The organism is Asanoa sp. NPDC049475 (genome assembly GCF_040676915.1).
In the GTDB taxonomy this organism is placed as follows: domain Bacteria; phylum Actinomycetota; class Actinomycetes; order Mycobacteriales; family Micromonosporaceae; genus Asanoa.
In genome coordinates, this window is the sequence record NZ_JBFAPY010000006.1 from 473,002 (window position 1) to 490,744 (window position 17,743).

Genomic DNA, 17,743 nt, shown 5'->3' on the forward strand with positions numbered 1-17,743 from the left:
CCGGGCGGGCTCTGCCGATGATGTCCTCGCCAAGGCTCGGTCATGCCTCGACCGCCACGCGGGTCAGCGGGAAGCGGGCTCGGACCCGGAAGCCCCGGCGACCGGGGCCGTCGACCACCGGACCCGTCGACAGGACCCCGTCGTGTGCGGCAACGCGCTCGCGCATGCCGATCAGGCCCATGCCGGCGGTGCGCTGGCCGACCAGCACCGAGCGACCGTCGTCGGTCACGTCGACCTCCACTTCGTGGGCCAGGTAACGGATGCGGACGTCGACGCTGGTCGCCCCCGCGTGCTTGAGGGTGTTGGTCAGGGCTTCCTGGACGATCCGGTAGATCGCCTGCGACAGCGACTCGGGTAGCTCCACCGGATCGCCGTAGACGCCCAGCCGCGCGGCCAGGCCGGCCTCGCCGGCGTTGGCCAGCAGCTCGTCGAGCCGGTCGACGCCGCCCGCCGCCACGTCGACCGCGTCGCCGGACTGGCGCAGCAGGCTCAGCATGCGGCGCAGCTCGTCGACCGCCGTGCGGGCGCTCTGCTCGACCGACTCCAGCGCGGCGCGGGCCTTGGTCGGGTCCTTGCCGAGGACCCGCCGACCCGCCGAAGCCTGGACGCCCATCACCGAGACGTGGTGCGCGACCACGTCGTGCAGCTCACGCGCGATGCGTAGTCGTTCGTCGGAGACCGCCAGCTCGCGCGCCTCCGCCTGGGAGGCACGCAACTGCTCGGCCCGCAGCTCCAGCTCGTGCTCACGGCGGGCCGACGTCCACGCGATCTCGCCGAAGAAGTAGGCGAAACCGAAGATCAGCACGTTGACCAGGATGCCGTTGACGGCCACCGCGAACAGCGGCGGCAGCACCCCGCTGGCGTGCTCGAAGTCGCTCTCCTGAGCCCGCGGTAGGAAGATCGCCAAGGTGACGAAGAGGTAGGCGAACATCGCGGCGGTGATGCCGATGCGGATCCATTTCGCCCTCGGCCGGTCACGCCCCCACGCGCCCAGCGCGTAGATCGCCGCGAACAGCACCCCGGACGTGAGCTGCTGCTCGGGCGCGGCGCGGACCTGCGCGGCGATGAACGCCGCCGAGATGACGAGCGCGACGGCCTCGGGCCAGCGCCGCCGCCAGCACAGCGGCAGGCAGATCGCCACGGTCCAGAACACCTGCTCGGGCAGGGCGGGCACCCGACCACCGAACACCGAGACCCCGGCGGACGTCGTGAGCGTCATGTTGAGCAGCACCAGCGCCGTGACCACCAACCCGATCAGCACGTCGGCACGCCGCTGCTCCGGCGTCGGGCCGGGGCGGCGCCAGGTCGCAGCGAGCGGGGTCGTGGTCACGGGAGCCAGTTTAGGGAAGGGGTCCGACATTGACCCCTTCCCTCAACCTGAGGTCACGACGCGTACGCCTCCAGCTCGTAGATTCGCGCCGCCCGATCCGAGTCGCTGGTCGGGGTGATCACGTTGACCCGGAGATATCGCACCGACCGGGGAGTGAAGGTATGCGTCGTCACGTTCGCCGTGTTGCCGCGCGGTGACGCCACCGTGGTCCAGCTCACTCCGTCGGTGCTGACCTGCACGTCGAAGTCGCGGGTGTTCCAGACCGGCTTCTCGTTGCCCGCACCGGAATGCCGCAGCACCACCCGGCCGACCTGGCGCGCTGCCTGGAGGTCGACCCGGATCCACTTCGAGGTGCCGAGCGAGCACCACTTGTCAGCGTTGCCACCCGACACCGACCCGTTGACCGCCTTCGCCGGCGCCTCAGCCGCCGCACATTGGCTGTCGGCCGTCGCGGGGCGGTTCAGCGCGAGGTTCGTGGGTGCGGCCGACGGCACGTACAACCGCACGTCGGTCAGGCCCGCGCTGCCCTCGTACACATTCGTATAAAGGTCTCCGATCACGAACCAGTCCGGGTACGCGGACCCGGCCGGCCACTGGTTGGGCCAGGTGTGTTGACCACGAACGGCCGGTGGAACCGCAACGTCTTCTGGCCGACCCTGGCGAAATTGCCCGAAGCCTCCAGCACGTAGCCGGTCGCGTCCCGCTCGATCGCGAACGTGTAGAAGGTGTTCGGCATCAGCTCGGGTTGCAGCTCGGCGGCCGACGACAGTTGCTGCTCCGCCACGCCGCCCGAGCAAGAGGTCATGAACCACTGCGAGTTGCCGGCCAGCCCACCGCGGCCCGGATTCCAGTTGGGCATCCCGCTGATCCACATGTTGACCGTGTTGAAGTTGCTGTCGCGGTAGTTGTAGTAGGTGTTGGTGTTGGAGTCGCAGACCCGCCCGCCGATGCCCGAGCCGACCCGGTCCGGATGCTGCGAGAAGGAGTCCATCAGCACCTTGCGGCGATAGTGCCAGAAGTGGTTGTTGCGGGGCGCCGGGTTGGCGAAGTCCACGATGGACATGAAATGGAACCCGTTGTAGCCGTAGTTCCCGGCCCGCACGTCCTGCCACTCGCAGTAGGGCACGGACGCGTCGCCGGTCCACCCCGGGCTGTCGGACCCCTCACCCCAGGGATGCTGCGTCTTGCAGCCGGTCGTCGCGTACCCGTTGACCCGTCCGCCGTAGTTGATCGTGCCATTGCGCTTGCCACCGAAGTCGATGGTCTTCAGCTTGTACTCGACCCGATAGGCCTCGGGAAGCTGCTGCGACGGGCGCAGGATCACCCCGCCCGTGTGGTCGGGCACGTTCATCTTCGCCACCCACTCGGAACCCTTGGCGATCAGCGGGCCGACGTCGGTGCGCTCGTCGAGCTGGTCGCCGACCGTGAGCTTGCTGGCCTGGGCGACCAGGGCGTCGACGAACTCGTCGTGTACCTGCCGCTGCACGTACACCCGCTTGACCGCGCAGCAGATCTGGCCGTTGCCGCGGGCCAGACGGCCGAGCACGACGGCCTCGGCGGCCTTCTCGACGTCGGCGTCCGCGCAGACGATCTGCGCGTCGTTGCCGCCGAGCTCGAGCAGGACCTTCTTGAGGGTACGGCTGGCCCGGCTGGCGACCTCCTTGCCGGCGCGCGTGCTGCCCGTGAGCGAGACGGCGGCGATGCCCTCTTTCTCCGCGAGGCCCTGGGAGATCTCGGGACCGCCGTTGACGAGTTGGTGGGCGTGCTCCGGGATGCCCTGCTCTTGGATGATCTCCGCGATCCGGTGCAGGGCGAGCGGGCAGCGGCGGGGTGGCTGCACGATCACCGCGTTGCCGGCGGCGAGGGCGGCGCCGGCCTTGTGGGCGTACAGCTCGACGGGGTAGTTGAACGGACCAGCGCCGCGACGACTCCGAGGGGTTCGCGGATGGTGACGGCGAAATGTCTTTCCAGGCCGGGCACGGCGTCGAGCGGGATCTGCCGGCCGAAGATCCGGGTCGCCTCGCCGGCGAGTCCGCGGAAGATCCGAATCGCGGCGGCCACCTCGCCGCGGGTCTGGCTGATCGGCTTGCCGTTCTCTTGTGCGAGCAGGTGGGCCAGGGATTCCAGTTCTTCTTCGATCCCGGCGGCGATGCGGTGCAGCAGTGCGGCCCGCTCGTGGGCGGGCATGCTCGCCATGGCGCGCTGACCGTGCTGCGCTGCCTCGATCGCGGCGTCGAGCCCGTCCTGGGTGGTGACCGGGACCTCGCCGAGCCGCTCCCCCGTTCCCGGATTGTGGACAGCGATGACCGCGTGGGCCGCTAACATCCGATCACTCCAAACCGGCGGCGCCGCCCACTTTGCCCTGCACCACGCACTCGACCTGCACTGATGTGGACATTCAGGGTTGCGAGAGTTTCGATGTCGTGACGGAATGGTCACAGACCTTGGCGATCATCGTCAATACTCATCCCACCATTAACGCACCGTCCACTTTGTGCGTCACAGGTCTCGCATCGACGCCTTACAGTGCGTGACGTGACCGATCCATCAGGCTTGATCAATCTGTTGTCCTCTACGGCGGCCGCGCTCGGGGCAGGCTCGTCCGTCACGGGCTCGGCCTCGGCTTGCGACGGGCTGATCGTCGTGCGCGCGGCGATGCCGGGCCGGATCACCGGCATCCGTCTCGATCCGGCGGTGGCGGGGCTACCTCTCGAAGAACTGGCCGCGGAGCTGACGTCGGCGGTCAACGCGGCCCTGGCCGACCTACCCGGGTCTTTCGACGTCTCGGGTGACCAGCTGCGCGACCTACAGGAGCGCACGTCCCGCCAGTTCTCGGCGTTCACGGAGGCCTTGGTCGAGGCGCAGGCGGCGCTGGTGCGGCGGGCGGGTGAACCTCGATGAGCAGCGGCGGCTTCCGCGTCGACCCGTCGGCCCTCGGCACGTCGGGCGCGGAACTGTCCGGTGTGGCCGGCGAGTTCACGTCGGCCCTGCGCGCCTTCCAGTCGGAGCTGTCGAGCTTCGGCGCGCCATGGGGTGCCGACGAGATCGGGTCACTGATCGGCGCGGCCCACTCGGAGGTGGCGGAGTGGGCCTTCGAGTGCTTCGAGGTGGCGGCGGAGGAACTGTCGGCGGCCGGCTTCGACGTGGGCGCCATGGCCACCAACTACCGAGAGGTAGAGGAACAGATCCGCGGCGCCTTCGACGCGCTCGGAGGATGAGATGTCGCTGGAGCTCCCTGGGGAGTTGCGGTCGCTGCTGGGCGTACTGGGTTACACGTGGCCGGAGGCCGACGAAGACAAGCTGCTGGAGATGGGCCAGGCCTGGCTCCGTTTCGCGACGACCCTGGACACGCTGACAGCCAACGCCAACTCCACAGCGTCCCCAATCTGGTCGACCCACACAGGCACCGACATCACGGCGTTCCAGGAGTGGTGGACCAACGAGGACAGCCCCTTGGCCGCAATGCGCGACGGCGTACCAGCCGCGATCCTGACCGGAACCGGCTTGGTCATCTGCGGGACGATCGTGTTGGGGTTGAAGGTCGCGGTCATCATCCAACTGACCATCCTGGCGATCCAGATCGCTCAGGCAGTAGCCACGGCCCCCGTCACCTTCGGCGCTTCGCTGGCCGAGATCCCGATCTTCCAACAACTCGCCCGAGTCGCGGTCGGCGCCTTGATCGACGAGGTCATCGCGACGCTCCTCGAGGCATGAGCAATGGCGAGGACGAAGGCCAGCGGCAAGCTGATGCGGGCGGCGCTCCGCTACCTGCGACGCGCGAAGAAGCGATCCCGTCCCGGCCGGATGGGTCCGCACGGTCTCGACCATGTCTTCCGGGGGGACCTTCGGCCGAAGAAGTCGACTGGGTCCGGCTACCACTATCGGCCCGGCGGCCGAGACATGCCAGGCCGCCGCATACGGCCAGGCTCGGTCACACGCGATGCCCGCACAGGCATCTACACCGCGCGACCTGAATTCTTCGACCCCGCTCTCGATCCACCGCAGGGCCGGTGGAAGCCCAAGGGAGGCCACGACGGAGTCAGCTCATTCTTCCCGAACCACTGGACTCCGGCGCAGGTCGACGCAGCGATCGCGGGTGCTTTCCGCAACCACACCCATGTCGCCGGGACAACTAACATGTGGGAAGGCAGCTACTCCGGAATCGTCATCCAGGGTTACTTCGACCCGGGGACTGGCGCGTTGAAGCACGGCTGGCCAGTGCTCCCATGACCCTCGCAAAGGACCGCATGAGCTTCATCCGGTTCCACCTCAGCGACCTCGGCACCGCCCGCTTCGAAGTCGACGACCAGCGCTATCGGGCGCTTGGCGCGTGGGCCATCATCGACATCTCGTTGATGATGGGTGTCTGCCTGGATGCACTCGCGATGATCGACGATGTCGAAGCTGGACGGCCTGTCGAGCCCTGGAGCAGCGAACATTACGACCTGACGTTGACTCAGCGCGGCGTGACCTTCAGCAACTACTGGGCCGACGACGAACGCGGACAGTACAGCTTGGCCGAGTTTCGCCAGACGGTCGAGCTTTACTGGGCCTTCCTCGCGAGCCGGCCAGAAAGCTCCGATATCGTGCGCGACTTCTGGCCTGAGCTGTCCAGGCCACAGGCCGAGGTCCTGCTGTGGGAGCAAACCTGGAACCGACGTCATCCGTACCGTGGCCGGCTCCTGCCCGAAGACTGACAGCGATGCTGGGATTTCTGGCTCGGGCGAATGGCGTCGACGGACTTGCTGCAGCAATGGCCAAGTGATGTCCGGAAGCGGTGCGGCGCGAGCCGAACACGTGCGGTCTGCGGGCCGTCACATCGAGGTCTAGCCGAACGCTGAAGCAGAGCGGTCAGCATCTGTTTCCGGTCATGACCGCCGCGCCTATGGTGGGTCGATGGACTTCCTGTTCGACGGCGAGATCTGGTTTTGGAAAGGGCCTGCACCGTGGCACTTCGTCACTGTGCCTGAGGCCGAGTGTTTGGAGCTCGCCGCCAATGCGGATCTGGTCAGCTATGGCTGGGGCATGATTCCCGTCGCGGTGCGGATCGGGGCTACCGGGTTCACGACCTCGCTCTGGCCCAAGGACGGCGGCTACATCGTGCCGCTCAAGACCGCCGTTCGGAAGGCTGAGCGGATCGATATCGGTGACACCGTGACGGTTCGGTTGACCTTGGATGTGTGACCGTCTCAGCGAGGGACGTAGCTCAGCAGCACCGCTCGGTCGTCGAACGTCCGCGTTTCGACCAGGTCCAGGTTGACGCGGGTCTTGTCCAGCGGCAGCACCTGCTTGCCGCCTCCGAGCACCACTGGGTGGACGATCACCTGGATTTCGTCCAGCAGGCCCTCTTCGGCGAACACGCCCGCCAACTGTGACCCGCCGTTCAGCAGCAAGTCTTTGCCCGGCGCCGATTTCAGGGCCTTTACCTCCGACACCAGGTTGTCGCTGATCAGGCGGGTGCCGTGGTCGAGGGGGCCGCGGAGCGTACGCGAGAAGACGATCTTTGGGGTTGCGCGCCAGATCGGGGCGAACTCGAGGTCGTGCGGGTGATCCGACGTCTGCTCGGCGGTCGGCCAGTAGCTGGACATCATCTCCCAGACCGCGCGGCCATAGAGAAAAGTGTCGACGCGGTCGTGGACCTCCGACGCGTACGCGGACAGCTCCGGGCCCAACGCCGCCCAGTCGAACTCGCCGTTCGGGCCGTCCACGAAACCGTCGACCGACGTGTGCACCCAGTAGATGACCTTGCGCATCGCAACCGCTCCTTCGCGAGAGTGTTCCTTCACCTCGTACGTCGGAGCGGAGGACGGGCCTTCGACAGCCCGCGCTAAAGAATCTCCACCTCATCATTTAGAGAGATGCGGCCCGGCGCCGACGGCACCAGGTTGAGGCCGAACATCAGGCCCTGGTCGATGTTGCGGTGCTGGCCCAGCGCGCGCAGCGGCTGTTTGCCCTTTTCGGCCGTCTCCTGGTCGATCGTGGTCACCACGCAGCGGTCGCACAGGCTGATCGCCCGGAACACCACCTCGCCGACCCGCAGCAGACCCCCTTGCCAGCCGTCCTCGGCCCACGGCGCGGCGCCCTCGACGACCAGGTTCGGGCGGAATCGGGTGATCGGCACCGGTTCGTCGCCCTCCTCCTGTAGCCAGTCGTTGAGCGCTTCGAGCGACGCGGCGTTGGCGAGCAGCAGCGGGTAGCCGTCCGCGAACGACATCGTGCCCAGCGTCGCGCTCGCGCCCGGCACGTGCGCGGTCGGGTCGTGCAGGAACATCAGGCGGACCGGCCGCTCCAGGAAGTCACTGAGCCAGGCGTCCGCGTCGGGGCCGGCTGGTCGCGTCGGCACCGGCGCGCGGCGGCTCTTGAAGATCTTGACGCCCACGTCGTACGCCCGTGGCGGTTCCTGGATCGTGATCTCCTCACGTCCGGGCGCCGTCAGGCGCAGCGCGCCGGGCTCGACCGCCGCGCCGAGGAAGACGAGCGCGGCGGTCTCCCGCTGGGTCACTCCGACGCCGTCGGCATCGACGATCATCCAGCGGCGGTCACCGGCCAGCCCCCACGGCTCGACGCGGGCCTCGTCGTGGGTGACGCGATGACAACCCTTCACGGGGTACGTGTAGATGGCGCTCAATCGCATCGCTTCAGGGTGCCACCGCCACCCTCACCAGGCGAGGCCAATTCCGTCGCCTGGGAACCAGTGCTTGGAGGGAGTCTCCCGGTACGCCAGGAACCGCCGGCCGGTCCGTTCGGCGTGCTCGGCCAGCACGTTGGTCATGGTCACGTTGTCGGTCAGCAGCATGCCGCCCGGTGCGAGCTTGGCCTCGACGGCCTCGAACTCGCGGCGTTCGTGGGCCACGCTGTGGTCGCTGTCGTGGAGGAACATGTCGACCTTGCGGTCCAGCGCGCCGATCGACTCGATCGAGTCGCCGATCACCAGGTCGACCACGTCGGACCAGGGCGTGCTGCGGGCCAGGTAGCCGGCCTCGGGGTTGATGTCGAGCGACGTGACCCGGCCCGGTGAGCCCTCGGCGGTGTTACGGAGCAGGGCGGCCGCGATCACGCAGGTGCCGAGTCCTTTGTCGACACCGGTCTCGACGACGTGGGCGGGGCGGCGGGCGCGCACGATCGCGTACCAGCCGATGCGCCTGGCATATCTGACCTGCTTGTCGGCCAGGCCACGGCGCGCGGACGCCGCGGTGGCCGCGGTGATGTGGTCGCGCAGGTCCGCGTCGTCGTCGATCTCGGCGAAATATCCACGGACCGTGGAAACCGGCACGGCGCAGGTGATGCTGACGAACCAGGCCAGGTGTTCGCGGGACAGCTTGGTCAACTCGTAGGTGTAGTTGTGGTGTTCGCGCGACGTGAAGAGCCACCGCACCGAGGTGCCGATGACTTTCGCGTCGTGGCGGGCAACCCGACGCAGCCGGTGCGGGAAGGCCGCCACCGGTGCGAGTGGTGTGCGGGCGATGGCTCTGCGAAGTCTCGTCCGGTTCACGCGGCAGTTGTACCAGACGGTGTTACCTGCGTCACACAGCTATCCGTCACCGCAGAATCGCCACACGTGCTTGTTTCCTGAATGGTTCTATGCATAGTCTGCCTTCGTGAATGAAGGCGTTCGTGTGGTGGATCTGTTCCGTGGGGTGCGGTTGACGCCGACCCAGCGGCGGATCGCGCACTGCCTCGTGCAGAACGCCTCGTCAGCGGCCTATCTGTCGGCCTCCGAGGTGGCCGAGCTGGCGCAGGTCAGCCAGCCGAGCGTGACACGCCTGGCGTTGGCGCTGGGCTACGACGGCTACCCGGCGCTGCGGCGCAAGCTGCGCGAGGTGGTCAGCCCGTCGATCGACGTCGCGTGGGTCGGTGACAACGAGCTCCAGGTGGCGCTGCGGGCCGAGGCCGACAACCTGCATGACCTGGCTTCGCGGCTGAGTGATCCTGAGCGGCTGAGCCGGGCGGGCGCCCTGTTGGCCGCCAGCCGTCCTTTGCCGGTGCTGGGGCTGCGCTCTGCCGCGCCGCTGGCCTCCTACTTCTCCTATTTCGCGGCCAAGGTGCATCCCGACGTCCGGCTGCTCGAGACCGGCGGCAGCATGTTGACCGACCGGATCGACCAGGCCCGCGAGGCCGGGGCGACCGCCTTGCTGGCGATGGTCCTACCCCGCTACCCGCGTGAGGCGGTCGAGGCGCTGGCCGCTGCCCGTGCCGATGGCTTGTCCGTCGTGCTGATCACCGACTCGGCGGTCGGTCCCGCTGCCGACCACGCCGACGTCGTGCTGACCGCCGCCGTCGGCGCCCAACTGGTCTTCGACCTGCACGCGGCCCCGATGGCGCTGGCCATGGTGCTGCTACAGGCCCTCTGCGACGCGGCGCCGGCCGAGTCACAGCGCCGGCTCGAAGAGTTCGAACGTTCCGCGTCCCGTCGTCAGTTGTTCGTGAGCTAGGAGGCCTTCTCGTGCGCGCACCTCGTGGCAGCACCATCACCGCCCTTGGTTGGCAGCAAGAGGCTGCCAAGCGGATGCTGATCAACAACCTGGACCCCGAGGTGGCCGAGCGGCCTGACGACCTGGTGGTCTACGGCGGCACCGGCAAGGCGGCACGCGACTGGCCGTCGTTCCACGCCATCGTGCGTACGCTCGACACCCTTCGCGACGACGAGACCATGCTGGTGCAGTCGGGCCGGCCGGTCGGCGTGTTCCGCACCCACGAGTGGGCACCCCGGGTGCTGCTGGCCAACTCCAACCTGGTGGGCGACTGGGCGACCTGGCCCGAGTTCCGGCGCCTGGAAAAGCTGGGCCTCACCATGTACGGGCAGATGACCGCCGGTTCGTGGATCTACATCGGCACGCAGGGCATCCTGCAGGGCACCTACGAGACGTTCGCGGCCGTCGCGGCCAAGCGGTTCGGCGGTTCGCTGGCCGGCACGCTGACGCTGACGGCCGGGTGCGGCGGGATGGGCGGGGCGCAGCCGCTCGCGGTCACCATGAACGACGGCGTGTGCCTGATCGTCGACGTCGACCCGTCGCGGTTGGAGCGGCGGGTGGCGACGCGCTACCTCGACGTGGTGGCTTCGTCGTTGGACGAGGCTGTCTCGCTGGCTCTCGACGCGAAGGCCGCACGGCGCGCTCTGTCGGTGGGTGTGGTCGGCAACGCGGCCTCGGTTTTCCCGGAGCTGCTGCGTCGAGGTGTCGAGATCGACATCGTGACTGACCAGACCAGCGCTCATGACCCGCTTTCCTATGTGCCCGAGGGTGTCGACCTGGCCGACGCGCCTGCCTTCGCCGCGTCGAAGCCTGAGGAGTTCACCGACCGGGCGCGCGCCTCGATGGCCGCGCACGTGGCCGCGATGGTCGGCTTCATGGACGCCGGCGCCGAGGTGTTCGACTACGGCAACTCGATCCGGGGCGAGGCGCAGCTGGGCGGCTACGACCGGGCGTTCGCGTTCCCGGGGTTCGTGCCGGCCTACATCCGTCCGCTGTTCGCCGAGGGCAAGGGTCCGTTCCGCTGGGCCGCGCTGTCCGGCGACCCGGCCGACATCGCGGCGACCGACCGGGCGGTGCTCGACCTGTTCCCAGAGAACGAGTCGCTGGCCCGGTGGATCCGGATGGCCGGCGAGCGGGTGGCCTTCCAGGGGCTGCCGGCCCGGATCTGCTGGCTGGGCTACGGCGAGCGCGACAAGGCCGGCGTCCGGTTCAACGACATGGTGGCCTCCGGCGAGATCTCCGCACCGCTGGTGATCGGCCGTGACCACCTCGACGCGGGCTCGGTCGCCTCTCCGTACCGCGAGACCGAGGCGATGGCCGACGGCTCCGACGCGATCGCCGACTGGCCGCTGCTCAACGCCCTGGTCAACACCGCCAGCGGCGCCTCGTGGGTGTCGATCCACCACGGCGGCGGCGTCGGCATCGGCCGCTCCATCCACGCCGGCCAGGTCTGCGTCGCCGACGGCACAGCGCTGGCCGGCCAGAAGATCGAGCGGGTGCTCACCAACGACCCGGGCATGGGCGTCATCCGCCACGTCGACGCGGGCTACGACCGCGCGGCCGAGGTGGCGACCGAACGCGGCGTACGCATCCCGATGGCGGAGGGATGACCTTGTCGACCGACCCCGCCCTCGAGCGCACCTTCCGCGAGGTGTGGGCCGAGCTGTCGGGCATCGGCCGCGCGCCGGACGGCGGCTACCTGCGCTTCGCCTGGTCGCCGGCCGAGGTTGCGCTGCGCGACTGGTTCCGCGTCCAGGCGGCGCGCCGAGGAATGCCGGTGACGCACGACGGCAACGGCAACCTTTTTGCGGTCTGGTCGCCCTCGGACGGCGGGCGACCGCCGGGTGCCGATGCCGCAGCCGGCTCCGTTGACGCGGTGCCCGACGCGGAGGGCGGCAACCGCTTCGCGGTCCGGTCGCCCTCGGACGGCGGGCGACCGCCGGGTGCCGGCTCTGTTGGCGCGGTGCCCGGTGGGGTGTTGACCGGGAGTCATTTCGATTCTGTGCCGCATGGCGGGGCGTATGACGGTCCGTTGGGGATCGTGTCCGCGTTCCTCGCCGTGGATCTGCTTCGTGAGCAAGGGTTCCGGCCCACGCGGCCGATCACCGTCGCCGCCTTCGCGGAAGAGGAAGGGTCGCGGTTCGGCGTGGCCTGCCTCGGGTCGCGGCTGCTCACCGGGGCGATCGACCCGCAGCGGGCGGCCGAGCTCACCGACCGCGACGGCATGAGCCTGGGCGACGTGCTCGGTGCCGCGCCGGCCGGTGCGCAGCCGGATCTGGTCGCCGCCTTCGACGCCTACGTCGAGCTCCACGTCGAGCAGGGCCGCGCGCTGGCCGGCCCGGTCGGCGTGGCGAGTGCTATCTGGCCTCACGGGCGCTGGCGCTTCGACGTCGAGGGCGAGGGCAACCACGCCGGCACCACCTTGATGACCGACCGGCGCGATCCGATGCTGACGTACGCGTTCACGGTGCTGGCCGCCAACAAGGAGGCGCGGCTGCGCGGAGCACACGCGACGGTCGGCCGGGTCGAGGTCAGCCCGAACGCGACCAACGCGATCCCCGCCGCCGTGCGCGGGTGGCTCGACGCCCGGGCCGCCGACGACGAGACCCTCGCCGGGCTGGTCGAGGCGGTGGCCAAGAAGGCGACCGAACGCGCCGGCCGCGACGGCACCGCGATCCGGTTCACCGCCGAGTCGACCACGGGCGAAGTCCGATTCGACCCCACACTCGCCGAGCGCCTGGCCGGGCTGCTCGGCGGCGTGCCGATCTTGCCCACCGGCGCGGGCCACGACGCTGGGGTGCTCTCCGCCCACCTTCCGACGGCGATGCTCTTCGTCCGCAACCCCACGGGGGTGAGCCACGCCCCGGCCGAGTCGGCCAGCGACGCCGACTGCGCGGAGGGCATCCGCGCCCTGGCTCGCGTGCTGGAGGAACTGTCCGCTCGGCCACTCGTTGATCATGACGAGGGGGTGGCTCGATGAGCGAAGGACTCTGGTACGCCGATTGGGCTTGGTTGGGGTCTGACGAGGCGCCTACCGATCGGGTGTTGATCGAGGTGGTGGAGTCGCGGTTCTCGGCGATCACCGTCGGCGTCGCGACGCCCCCGCCTGACGCCATCCGGCTGCCGGGGCTGACCCTGCCCGGGCTCGCCAACGCCCACTCGCACGCGTTCCACCGGGCGCTCCGCGGCCGCACCACCGACGACCGGGGCAGCTTCTGGACCTGGCGCGACCGGATGTACGCCCTCGCCGGCCGACTCGACCCCGACAACTACCTGGCGCTGGCCCGGGCCACGTACGCGGAGATGGCCCTGGCCGGCATCACCACGGTCGGCGAGTTCCACTACCTGCACCACGATGTCGACGGCGAGCCCTACCCCGACCCCAACGTGATGGGCACCGTGCTGATCGAGGCCGCCGCGCAGGCCGGCATCCGGATCACGCTGCTCGACGCGCTCTACCTGACCGCGACGGTCGACGGCGAGCCGCTCGAAGGCGTCCAGCGGCGGTTCGGTGACCTGGACCTCGACGCGTACCTGGCCCGGCTCGACCGGCTGGCCGCGGCCAACTCCGACCAGACCGACAGCGTGCGGATCGGCGCCGCGCTGCACTCGGTCCGCGCCGTGCCGGCCGCTCTGCTTCCTGAGTTCGCCGAGCGCACCGCCGGCCGACCGCTGCACTTCCACCTCTCCGAGCAGCGCGCCGAGAACGAGGCTTGCGTGGCAGCGCACGGGCGCACCCCGACCGAACTGCTGTCCGACAGCGGCGTCCTCGGCCCACGATCGACCGCGGTCCACGCCACCCACCTCTCCGACCTCGACCGCACGCTGCTCGGCGACACCGGCACCGGCGTCTGCTTCTGCCCGACCACCGAACGCGACCTGGCCGACGGCATCGGCACCGCCCGGGCGCTGGCCGACGCCGGCAGTCCGCTTTCCCTGGGCAGTGACAGCCAGACCGTGATCGACTTGTTCGAGGAGGCCCGCGCGCTCGAGGCCGACGAGCGGCTGCGCACCGAGCGGCGTGGCCACTTCACGCCCGGCGAGTTGGTCCGGGCCGCGGCGGTGGCCGGCCACAACGCGCTGGGCTGGACCGACGTCGGGCGGATCGCGGCCGGCGAGCGGGCCGACCTGGTCACGATCAACGTGGAGAGCCCGCGCACGGCCGGCGTCCCCGCGGTCGGCGCACCCTTGGCCGCCACTGCCGCCGATGTCACCACGGTGGTGGTCGACGGGCGGGTCACCGTCCGCGACGGGCACCATGTGCGGATAGACGTGCCGGCGGCCCTCGAAGAGGCGGTGCACAGCCTGTGGTGAGTTTCTTGATCGACAACATCGGCGAGCTGGTGACCAACATGCCGGGCACCGGCGAGGGTGGCCTGCTCGGCATCCGGCGCAAGGCGGCCGTGCTGGTCGAAGAGGGCGACGTCGCCTGGATCGGCCCGAGCCGCTACGCGCCGGCCGCCGACCGGCGCATCGACGCACAGGGCGGTGCCGTCCTGCCCGGTTTCGTCGACAGCCACGCCCACCTGGTCTTCGCCGGCGACCGGGCCGCGGAGTTCGCCGCCCGCATGGCCGGCGAGCCCTACACCGGCGGCGGCATCCGCACCACCGTCGCGGCGACCCGTGCCGCCGACGACGAAATCCTGCGCGACAACGTCGACCGGCTCAGGTCCGAGGCACTTCGCCAGGGCACGACGACCATCGAGATCAAGAGTGGGTACGGGCTGACGGTCGCCGACGAGGCCCGCTCGCTGCGGATCGCCGGCGAGTTCACGCAGGAGACGACCTTCCTCGGCGCGCACGTGGTCCCACCGGAATACGCCAACCGGGCCGACGACTACGTGGGGCTGGTCTGCGGTCCGATGCTGCGCGCCGCCCGGCCGCACGCCAAGTGGATCGACGTGTTCTGCGAGAAGGGCGCGTTCGACGCCGACCACGCCCGCGCGATCCTGACCGTGGGCAAGGACGCCGGTCTGGGCGTGCGCGTGCACGCCAACCAGCTCGGCCCCGGCGAGGGAGTGCAGCTCGCGGTCGAGCTCGGAGCGGCCAGCGCCGACCACTGCACCCACCTGTCCCGCGCCGACATCGACGCGCTCGCCGGGTCGCGTACCGTCGCGACGTTGCTGCCCGGCGCCGAGTTCTCGACCCGGTCGACCTATCCCGACGCGCGCCGCCTGCTCGACGCCGGTGCGACCGTCGCGCTGGCGACCGACTGCAACCCCGGCTCGTCGTACACCTCCTCGATGCCCTTCTGTGTCGCACTCGCCGTTCGCGAGATGGGCATGACACCGGCCGAGGCGGTCTGGGCGGCCACCGCGGGCGGCGCGCGGGCGCTGCGCCGCGACGACGTGGGCGTGATCCGCCCTGGCGCGCGGGCCGACATCGTGCTGCTCGACGCGCCTACCCATCTGCACCTGGCCTACCGGCCCGGCGTACCGCTGGTCACCAAGGTCCTGCACAACGGAGCACCCCAATGACGACTGTCACCATCCTGCCCACCGGCATCGCGCCCGCCGACGTCCACGCCGTGGCCCGCGGGGCCGCCCTGGTCGAGCTGCACCCCACCGCCGTCGAAGCGATGGCCGCGTCGCGCGCCCACGTCGACCGCATCGAAGCGTCCGGCCGGCCGGTCTACGGCGTGTCCACCGGCTTCGGCTCGCTGGCCAGCACGTTCGTGGCCAGCGAACGCCGGGCCGAGCTGCAACACGCGCTGATCCGCTCCCATGCCGCCGGCGTCGGCGCCCCGATGCCACGCGAGGTGGTGCGGGCGATGATGCTGCTGCGGATCCGGTCTCTGGCGTTGGGCCACTCCGGCGTACGCCCGCTGGTCGCCCAGTCGCTGGTGGACCTGCTCAACGCCGACGTCACGCCGTGGGTTCCGGAGCACGGCTCGCTCGGCGCCTCGGGCGACCTGGCGCCGCTGGCGCACTGCGCACTGGTGCTGCTCGGCGAGGGCTGGGTGCTCGACAAGTCCGGCACCCGCATCGACGGCGGCGAGGCGCTGCGCCAGGCCGGCCTGCGCCCGATCGAGCTGGCCGCCAAGGAGGGCCTGGCGCTGGTCAACGGCACCGACGGCATGCTCGGCATGCTGCTGCTGGCGCTCGGCGACGCCGCGCACCTGTTCGCGATGGCCGACCTGACCGCCGCGCTCTCGATCGAGGCGATGCTGGGCTCCGACCGCCCGTTCATGGCGGAGCTGCACGCGATCCGGCCGCACCCCGGCCAGGCGACGTCCGCCGCCAACATCCACCGCCTGCTCCAAGGCTCCGCGATCATGGATTCGCACCGCGACGACCTGAATCACGCGGTGCAGGACGCGTACTCGATGCGCTGCGCACCCCAGGTCGCCGGCGCCGCCCGCGACACGCTCGAGTTCGCCACCCAGGTCGCCGGCCGCGAGCTCCGCTCGGTCGTCGACAACCCGGTCGTCCTGCCCGACGGCCGGGTCGAGTCCACGGGCAACTTCCACGGCGCGCCGCTCGGGTTCGCCGCCGACTACCTGGCGATCGCGGCCGCCGAGGTGGGTGCCATCGCCGAACGCCGCGTCGACCGGTTGCTCGACGTGTGCCGCTCCCGCGACCTGCCGCCGTTCCTGTCCCCGGACGCTGGCGTCAACTCGGGGCTGATGATCGCGCAATACACGGCGGCCGGCATCGTCGCGGAGAACCGCCGCCTGGCGTCCCCGGCATCGGTCGACTCGCTGCCGACCAGCGGCATGCAGGAAGACCACGTCTCGATGGGTTGGGCCGCGACCCGCAAGCTGCGCACGGTGCTGGACAACCTGACGAGCCTGCTGGCGGTGGAGCTGCTGGCCGCGGTCCGGGGAATCCAGCTACGTGGGCCGCTGGCGCCGTCGCCTGCGGGGACGATCGCCACGGCGGCGGTCGCTCGGTTCGCCGGGACCCCGGGGCCGGATGTCTTCCTGGCTCCGATCATGGAGTCGGCGCGGGCGCTGATCAGCGGCACCGAACTACGCACCGCCATCGAGGCGGAGGTCGGCCCGCTCCCCTGACCCGATCGGCCCGCCTGGCGTTGGCTGCCGCCGCGGGGCGGCGGCCACTCCCGGCGGAATCTCTGCCGGACATCAGGCCGTCGGGCCAACCCTGCCTGACGCCGGGGGCCGAAGCCTGCGGCGTCGCACCGGGCTGACCCCTGGGGCCGAAGCCCGCAGCGTCCCACCGGGCTGACCCCTGGCGCCCGAAGCCCGCAGCGTCCCACCGGGCTGACCCCTGGCGCCCGAAGCCCGCAGCGTCGCACCGGGCTGACCCCTGGCGCCCGAAGCCCGCGGCGTCCCACCGGGCTGATCGGTTGCAGCGACCCGTCAGCTCTCCCCGGTGGCGTACCCCTGGGCGAAGAGCAACAGCTCCACCGGCCGCGCCCCCTCCGGCCGCGCAGAGGCATCCCGCAGCCGGTCGTCATAGCGGCTCAGGACCGCCCGGATGTCCGTGACCATGTCCCGGATCTCGTCGACCGTCCCGTACACGAGCGTTCCAGAACCGCCGAGGACGTCCTGCCATTCGGTGGGCTCGGCGTGCCGGGTTGCCTGGGCCGACTGCACCCGCTCCAGCCAGTGGCGGATCAGTACGTCCGACAGCGTCCGGGCTGCTGCTCGTGATTGGTCGTCGTCCTGGACGTCCGAGAACGCCAGCGGGACGTCCAGGGCGCGCCATGGGCGGCGGCGGCCCGGGCCCGTGCCGACCTCTTCCACGAAACCGAAGCGAGCGAGCGCGCGCAGGTGGAAGGCGCAGTTCGTCGGGGTTTCGCCGATCAGGGCGCTCGCTTCGGTCGCCGTCAGCGTGTCGTGTACCCGGAGGACTTCCATCAGCGCGATACGGGTCGGATGCGCCAGCGCGCGCATTGCCGCCGCTCCCTGCAGCCTTGCAGCCATCGCGCAAAATCCTCTCTTGTTTCGAGCCCTGCCTTTCGAGAATATCGTCTCGAA

Annotated in this window: 20 protein-coding genes; 12 read left to right on the forward strand and 8 right to left on the reverse strand. The window is 70.2% G+C overall.

Going from position 1 to position 17,743, the window contains the following annotated elements; genetic code table 11:
- Positions 1 to 40 precede the first annotated feature (40 nt).
- The 4 genes from AB0J88_RS26470 to AB0J88_RS26485 are packed head-to-tail and all read right to left on the reverse strand — an operon-like array spanning position 41 to position 3,655.
- Complete coding sequence (locus AB0J88_RS26470) at positions 41 to 1,330, reverse strand: sensor histidine kinase (protein ID WP_364351322.1); 1,290 nt, start codon at positions 1,328 to 1,330, stop codon at positions 41 to 43.
- A gap of 53 nt (positions 1,331 to 1,383) precedes the next feature.
- Positions 1,384 to 1,890: a discoidin domain-containing protein gene (locus tag AB0J88_RS26475; RefSeq protein ID WP_364351319.1), complete on the reverse strand. Its 507-nt coding sequence runs from the start codon at positions 1,888 to 1,890 to the stop codon at positions 1,384 to 1,386.
- Complete coding sequence (locus AB0J88_RS26480) at positions 1,887 to 3,221, reverse strand: aldehyde dehydrogenase (protein ID WP_364352064.1); 1,335 nt, start codon at positions 3,219 to 3,221, stop codon at positions 1,887 to 1,889. The genes AB0J88_RS26475 and AB0J88_RS26480 overlap by 4 nt, the downstream gene beginning before the upstream one ends.
- Positions 3,173 to 3,655, reverse strand: coding sequence for an aldehyde dehydrogenase family protein (locus tag AB0J88_RS26485; RefSeq protein ID WP_364351316.1), 483 nt, complete (start codon positions 3,653 to 3,655; stop codon positions 3,173 to 3,175). The genes AB0J88_RS26480 and AB0J88_RS26485 overlap by 49 nt, the downstream gene beginning before the upstream one ends.
- A gap of 210 nt (positions 3,656 to 3,865) precedes the next feature.
- Between AB0J88_RS26485 and AB0J88_RS26490 the strand changes: the two genes are divergently transcribed.
- The 6 genes from AB0J88_RS26490 to AB0J88_RS26515 all read left to right on the forward strand — a co-directional run bounded on the left by AB0J88_RS26490 (position 3,866) and on the right by AB0J88_RS26515 (position 6,514).
- On the forward strand, positions 3,866 to 4,231 hold the full coding sequence (locus tag AB0J88_RS26490; RefSeq protein WP_364351313.1) for a YbaB/EbfC family DNA-binding protein: 366 nt from the start codon (positions 3,866 to 3,868) through the stop codon (positions 4,229 to 4,231).
- A complete protein-coding gene (locus AB0J88_RS26495) occupies positions 4,228 to 4,548 on the forward strand; it encodes a hypothetical protein (RefSeq protein ID WP_364351310.1) in 321 nt (106 codons plus the stop codon). Before AB0J88_RS26490 ends, AB0J88_RS26495 begins: the two co-directional genes overlap by 4 nt.
- A gap of 1 nt (position 4,549) precedes the next feature.
- Positions 4,550 to 5,044, forward strand: a complete 495-nt coding sequence (locus tag AB0J88_RS26500; RefSeq protein ID WP_364351307.1) for a hypothetical protein — start codon at positions 4,550 to 4,552, stop codon at positions 5,042 to 5,044.
- 90 nt (positions 5,045 to 5,134) lie between these two features.
- Entirely contained in the window at positions 5,135 to 5,560 is a 426-nt protein-coding gene (locus AB0J88_RS26505; protein WP_364738036.1) for an EndoU domain-containing protein, read from the forward strand.
- A complete protein-coding gene (locus AB0J88_RS26510; RefSeq protein ID WP_364351301.1) occupies positions 5,557 to 6,027 on the forward strand; it encodes a hypothetical protein in 471 nt (156 codons plus the stop codon). The genes AB0J88_RS26505 and AB0J88_RS26510 overlap by 4 nt, the downstream gene beginning before the upstream one ends.
- A gap of 199 nt (positions 6,028 to 6,226) precedes the next feature.
- A complete protein-coding gene (locus tag AB0J88_RS26515) occupies positions 6,227 to 6,514 on the forward strand; it encodes a DUF1905 domain-containing protein (RefSeq protein WP_364351298.1) in 288 nt (95 codons plus the stop codon).
- Positions 6,515 to 6,519: 5 nt separating this feature from the next.
- Here the strand turns inward: AB0J88_RS26515 and AB0J88_RS26520 are convergent, their stop codons facing one another.
- The 3 genes from AB0J88_RS26520 to AB0J88_RS26530 form a co-directional block, all read right to left on the reverse strand.
- Positions 6,520 to 7,083, reverse strand: coding sequence for a dihydrofolate reductase family protein (locus AB0J88_RS26520; RefSeq protein ID WP_364351295.1), 564 nt, complete (start codon positions 7,081 to 7,083; stop codon positions 6,520 to 6,522).
- 74 nt (positions 7,084 to 7,157) lie between these two features.
- Entirely contained in the window at positions 7,158 to 7,964 is an 807-nt protein-coding gene (locus tag AB0J88_RS26525; RefSeq protein ID WP_364351292.1) for an MOSC N-terminal beta barrel domain-containing protein, read from the reverse strand.
- Positions 7,965 to 7,988: 24 nt separating this feature from the next.
- On the reverse strand, positions 7,989 to 8,822 hold the full coding sequence (locus AB0J88_RS26530; protein WP_364351289.1) for a class I SAM-dependent methyltransferase: 834 nt from the start codon (positions 8,820 to 8,822) through the stop codon (positions 7,989 to 7,991).
- Positions 8,823 to 8,928: 106 nt separating this feature from the next.
- Here AB0J88_RS26530 and AB0J88_RS26535 point away from each other — a divergent pair, with 106 nt between their 5' ends.
- The 6 genes from AB0J88_RS26535 to hutH are packed head-to-tail and all read left to right on the forward strand — an operon-like array spanning position 8,929 to position 16,813.
- Positions 8,929 to 9,762 (forward strand): MurR/RpiR family transcriptional regulator, encoded by an 834-nt coding sequence (locus tag AB0J88_RS26535; RefSeq protein WP_364351286.1) that lies wholly within the window; start codon positions 8,929 to 8,931, stop codon positions 9,760 to 9,762.
- Positions 9,763 to 9,773: 11 nt separating this feature from the next.
- Positions 9,774 to 11,411, forward strand: a complete 1,638-nt coding sequence (gene hutU / locus AB0J88_RS26540) for a urocanate hydratase (protein WP_364351283.1) — start codon at positions 9,774 to 9,776, stop codon at positions 11,409 to 11,411.
- Positions 11,408 to 12,781 carry an allantoate amidohydrolase gene (locus AB0J88_RS26545; protein ID WP_364351280.1) on the forward strand — a complete coding sequence of 458 codons (1,374 nt, stop codon included), beginning with the start codon at positions 11,408 to 11,410 and terminating at the stop codon, positions 12,779 to 12,781. Before hutU ends, AB0J88_RS26545 begins: the two co-directional genes overlap by 4 nt.
- On the forward strand, positions 12,778 to 14,115 hold the full coding sequence (locus tag AB0J88_RS26550; protein WP_364351277.1) for a formimidoylglutamate deiminase: 1,338 nt from the start codon (positions 12,778 to 12,780) through the stop codon (positions 14,113 to 14,115). Before AB0J88_RS26545 ends, AB0J88_RS26550 begins: the two co-directional genes overlap by 4 nt.
- Positions 14,109 to 15,278 carry an imidazolonepropionase gene (hutI, locus tag AB0J88_RS26555; RefSeq protein WP_364351274.1) on the forward strand — a complete coding sequence of 390 codons (1,170 nt, stop codon included), beginning with the start codon at positions 14,109 to 14,111 and terminating at the stop codon, positions 15,276 to 15,278. The genes AB0J88_RS26550 and hutI overlap by 7 nt, the downstream gene beginning before the upstream one ends.
- A complete protein-coding gene (gene hutH, locus AB0J88_RS26560; protein WP_364351271.1) occupies positions 15,275 to 16,813 on the forward strand; it encodes a histidine ammonia-lyase in 1,539 nt (512 codons plus the stop codon). Before hutI ends, hutH begins: the two co-directional genes overlap by 4 nt.
- A gap of 309 nt (positions 16,814 to 17,122) precedes the next feature.
- Here the strand turns inward: hutH and AB0J88_RS26565 are convergent, their stop codons facing one another.
- Positions 17,123 to 17,659 (reverse strand): helix-turn-helix domain-containing protein, encoded by a 537-nt coding sequence (locus AB0J88_RS26565; protein ID WP_364351268.1) that lies wholly within the window; start codon positions 17,657 to 17,659, stop codon positions 17,123 to 17,125.
- Between the last annotated feature and the right edge of the window lie 84 nt (positions 17,660 to 17,743).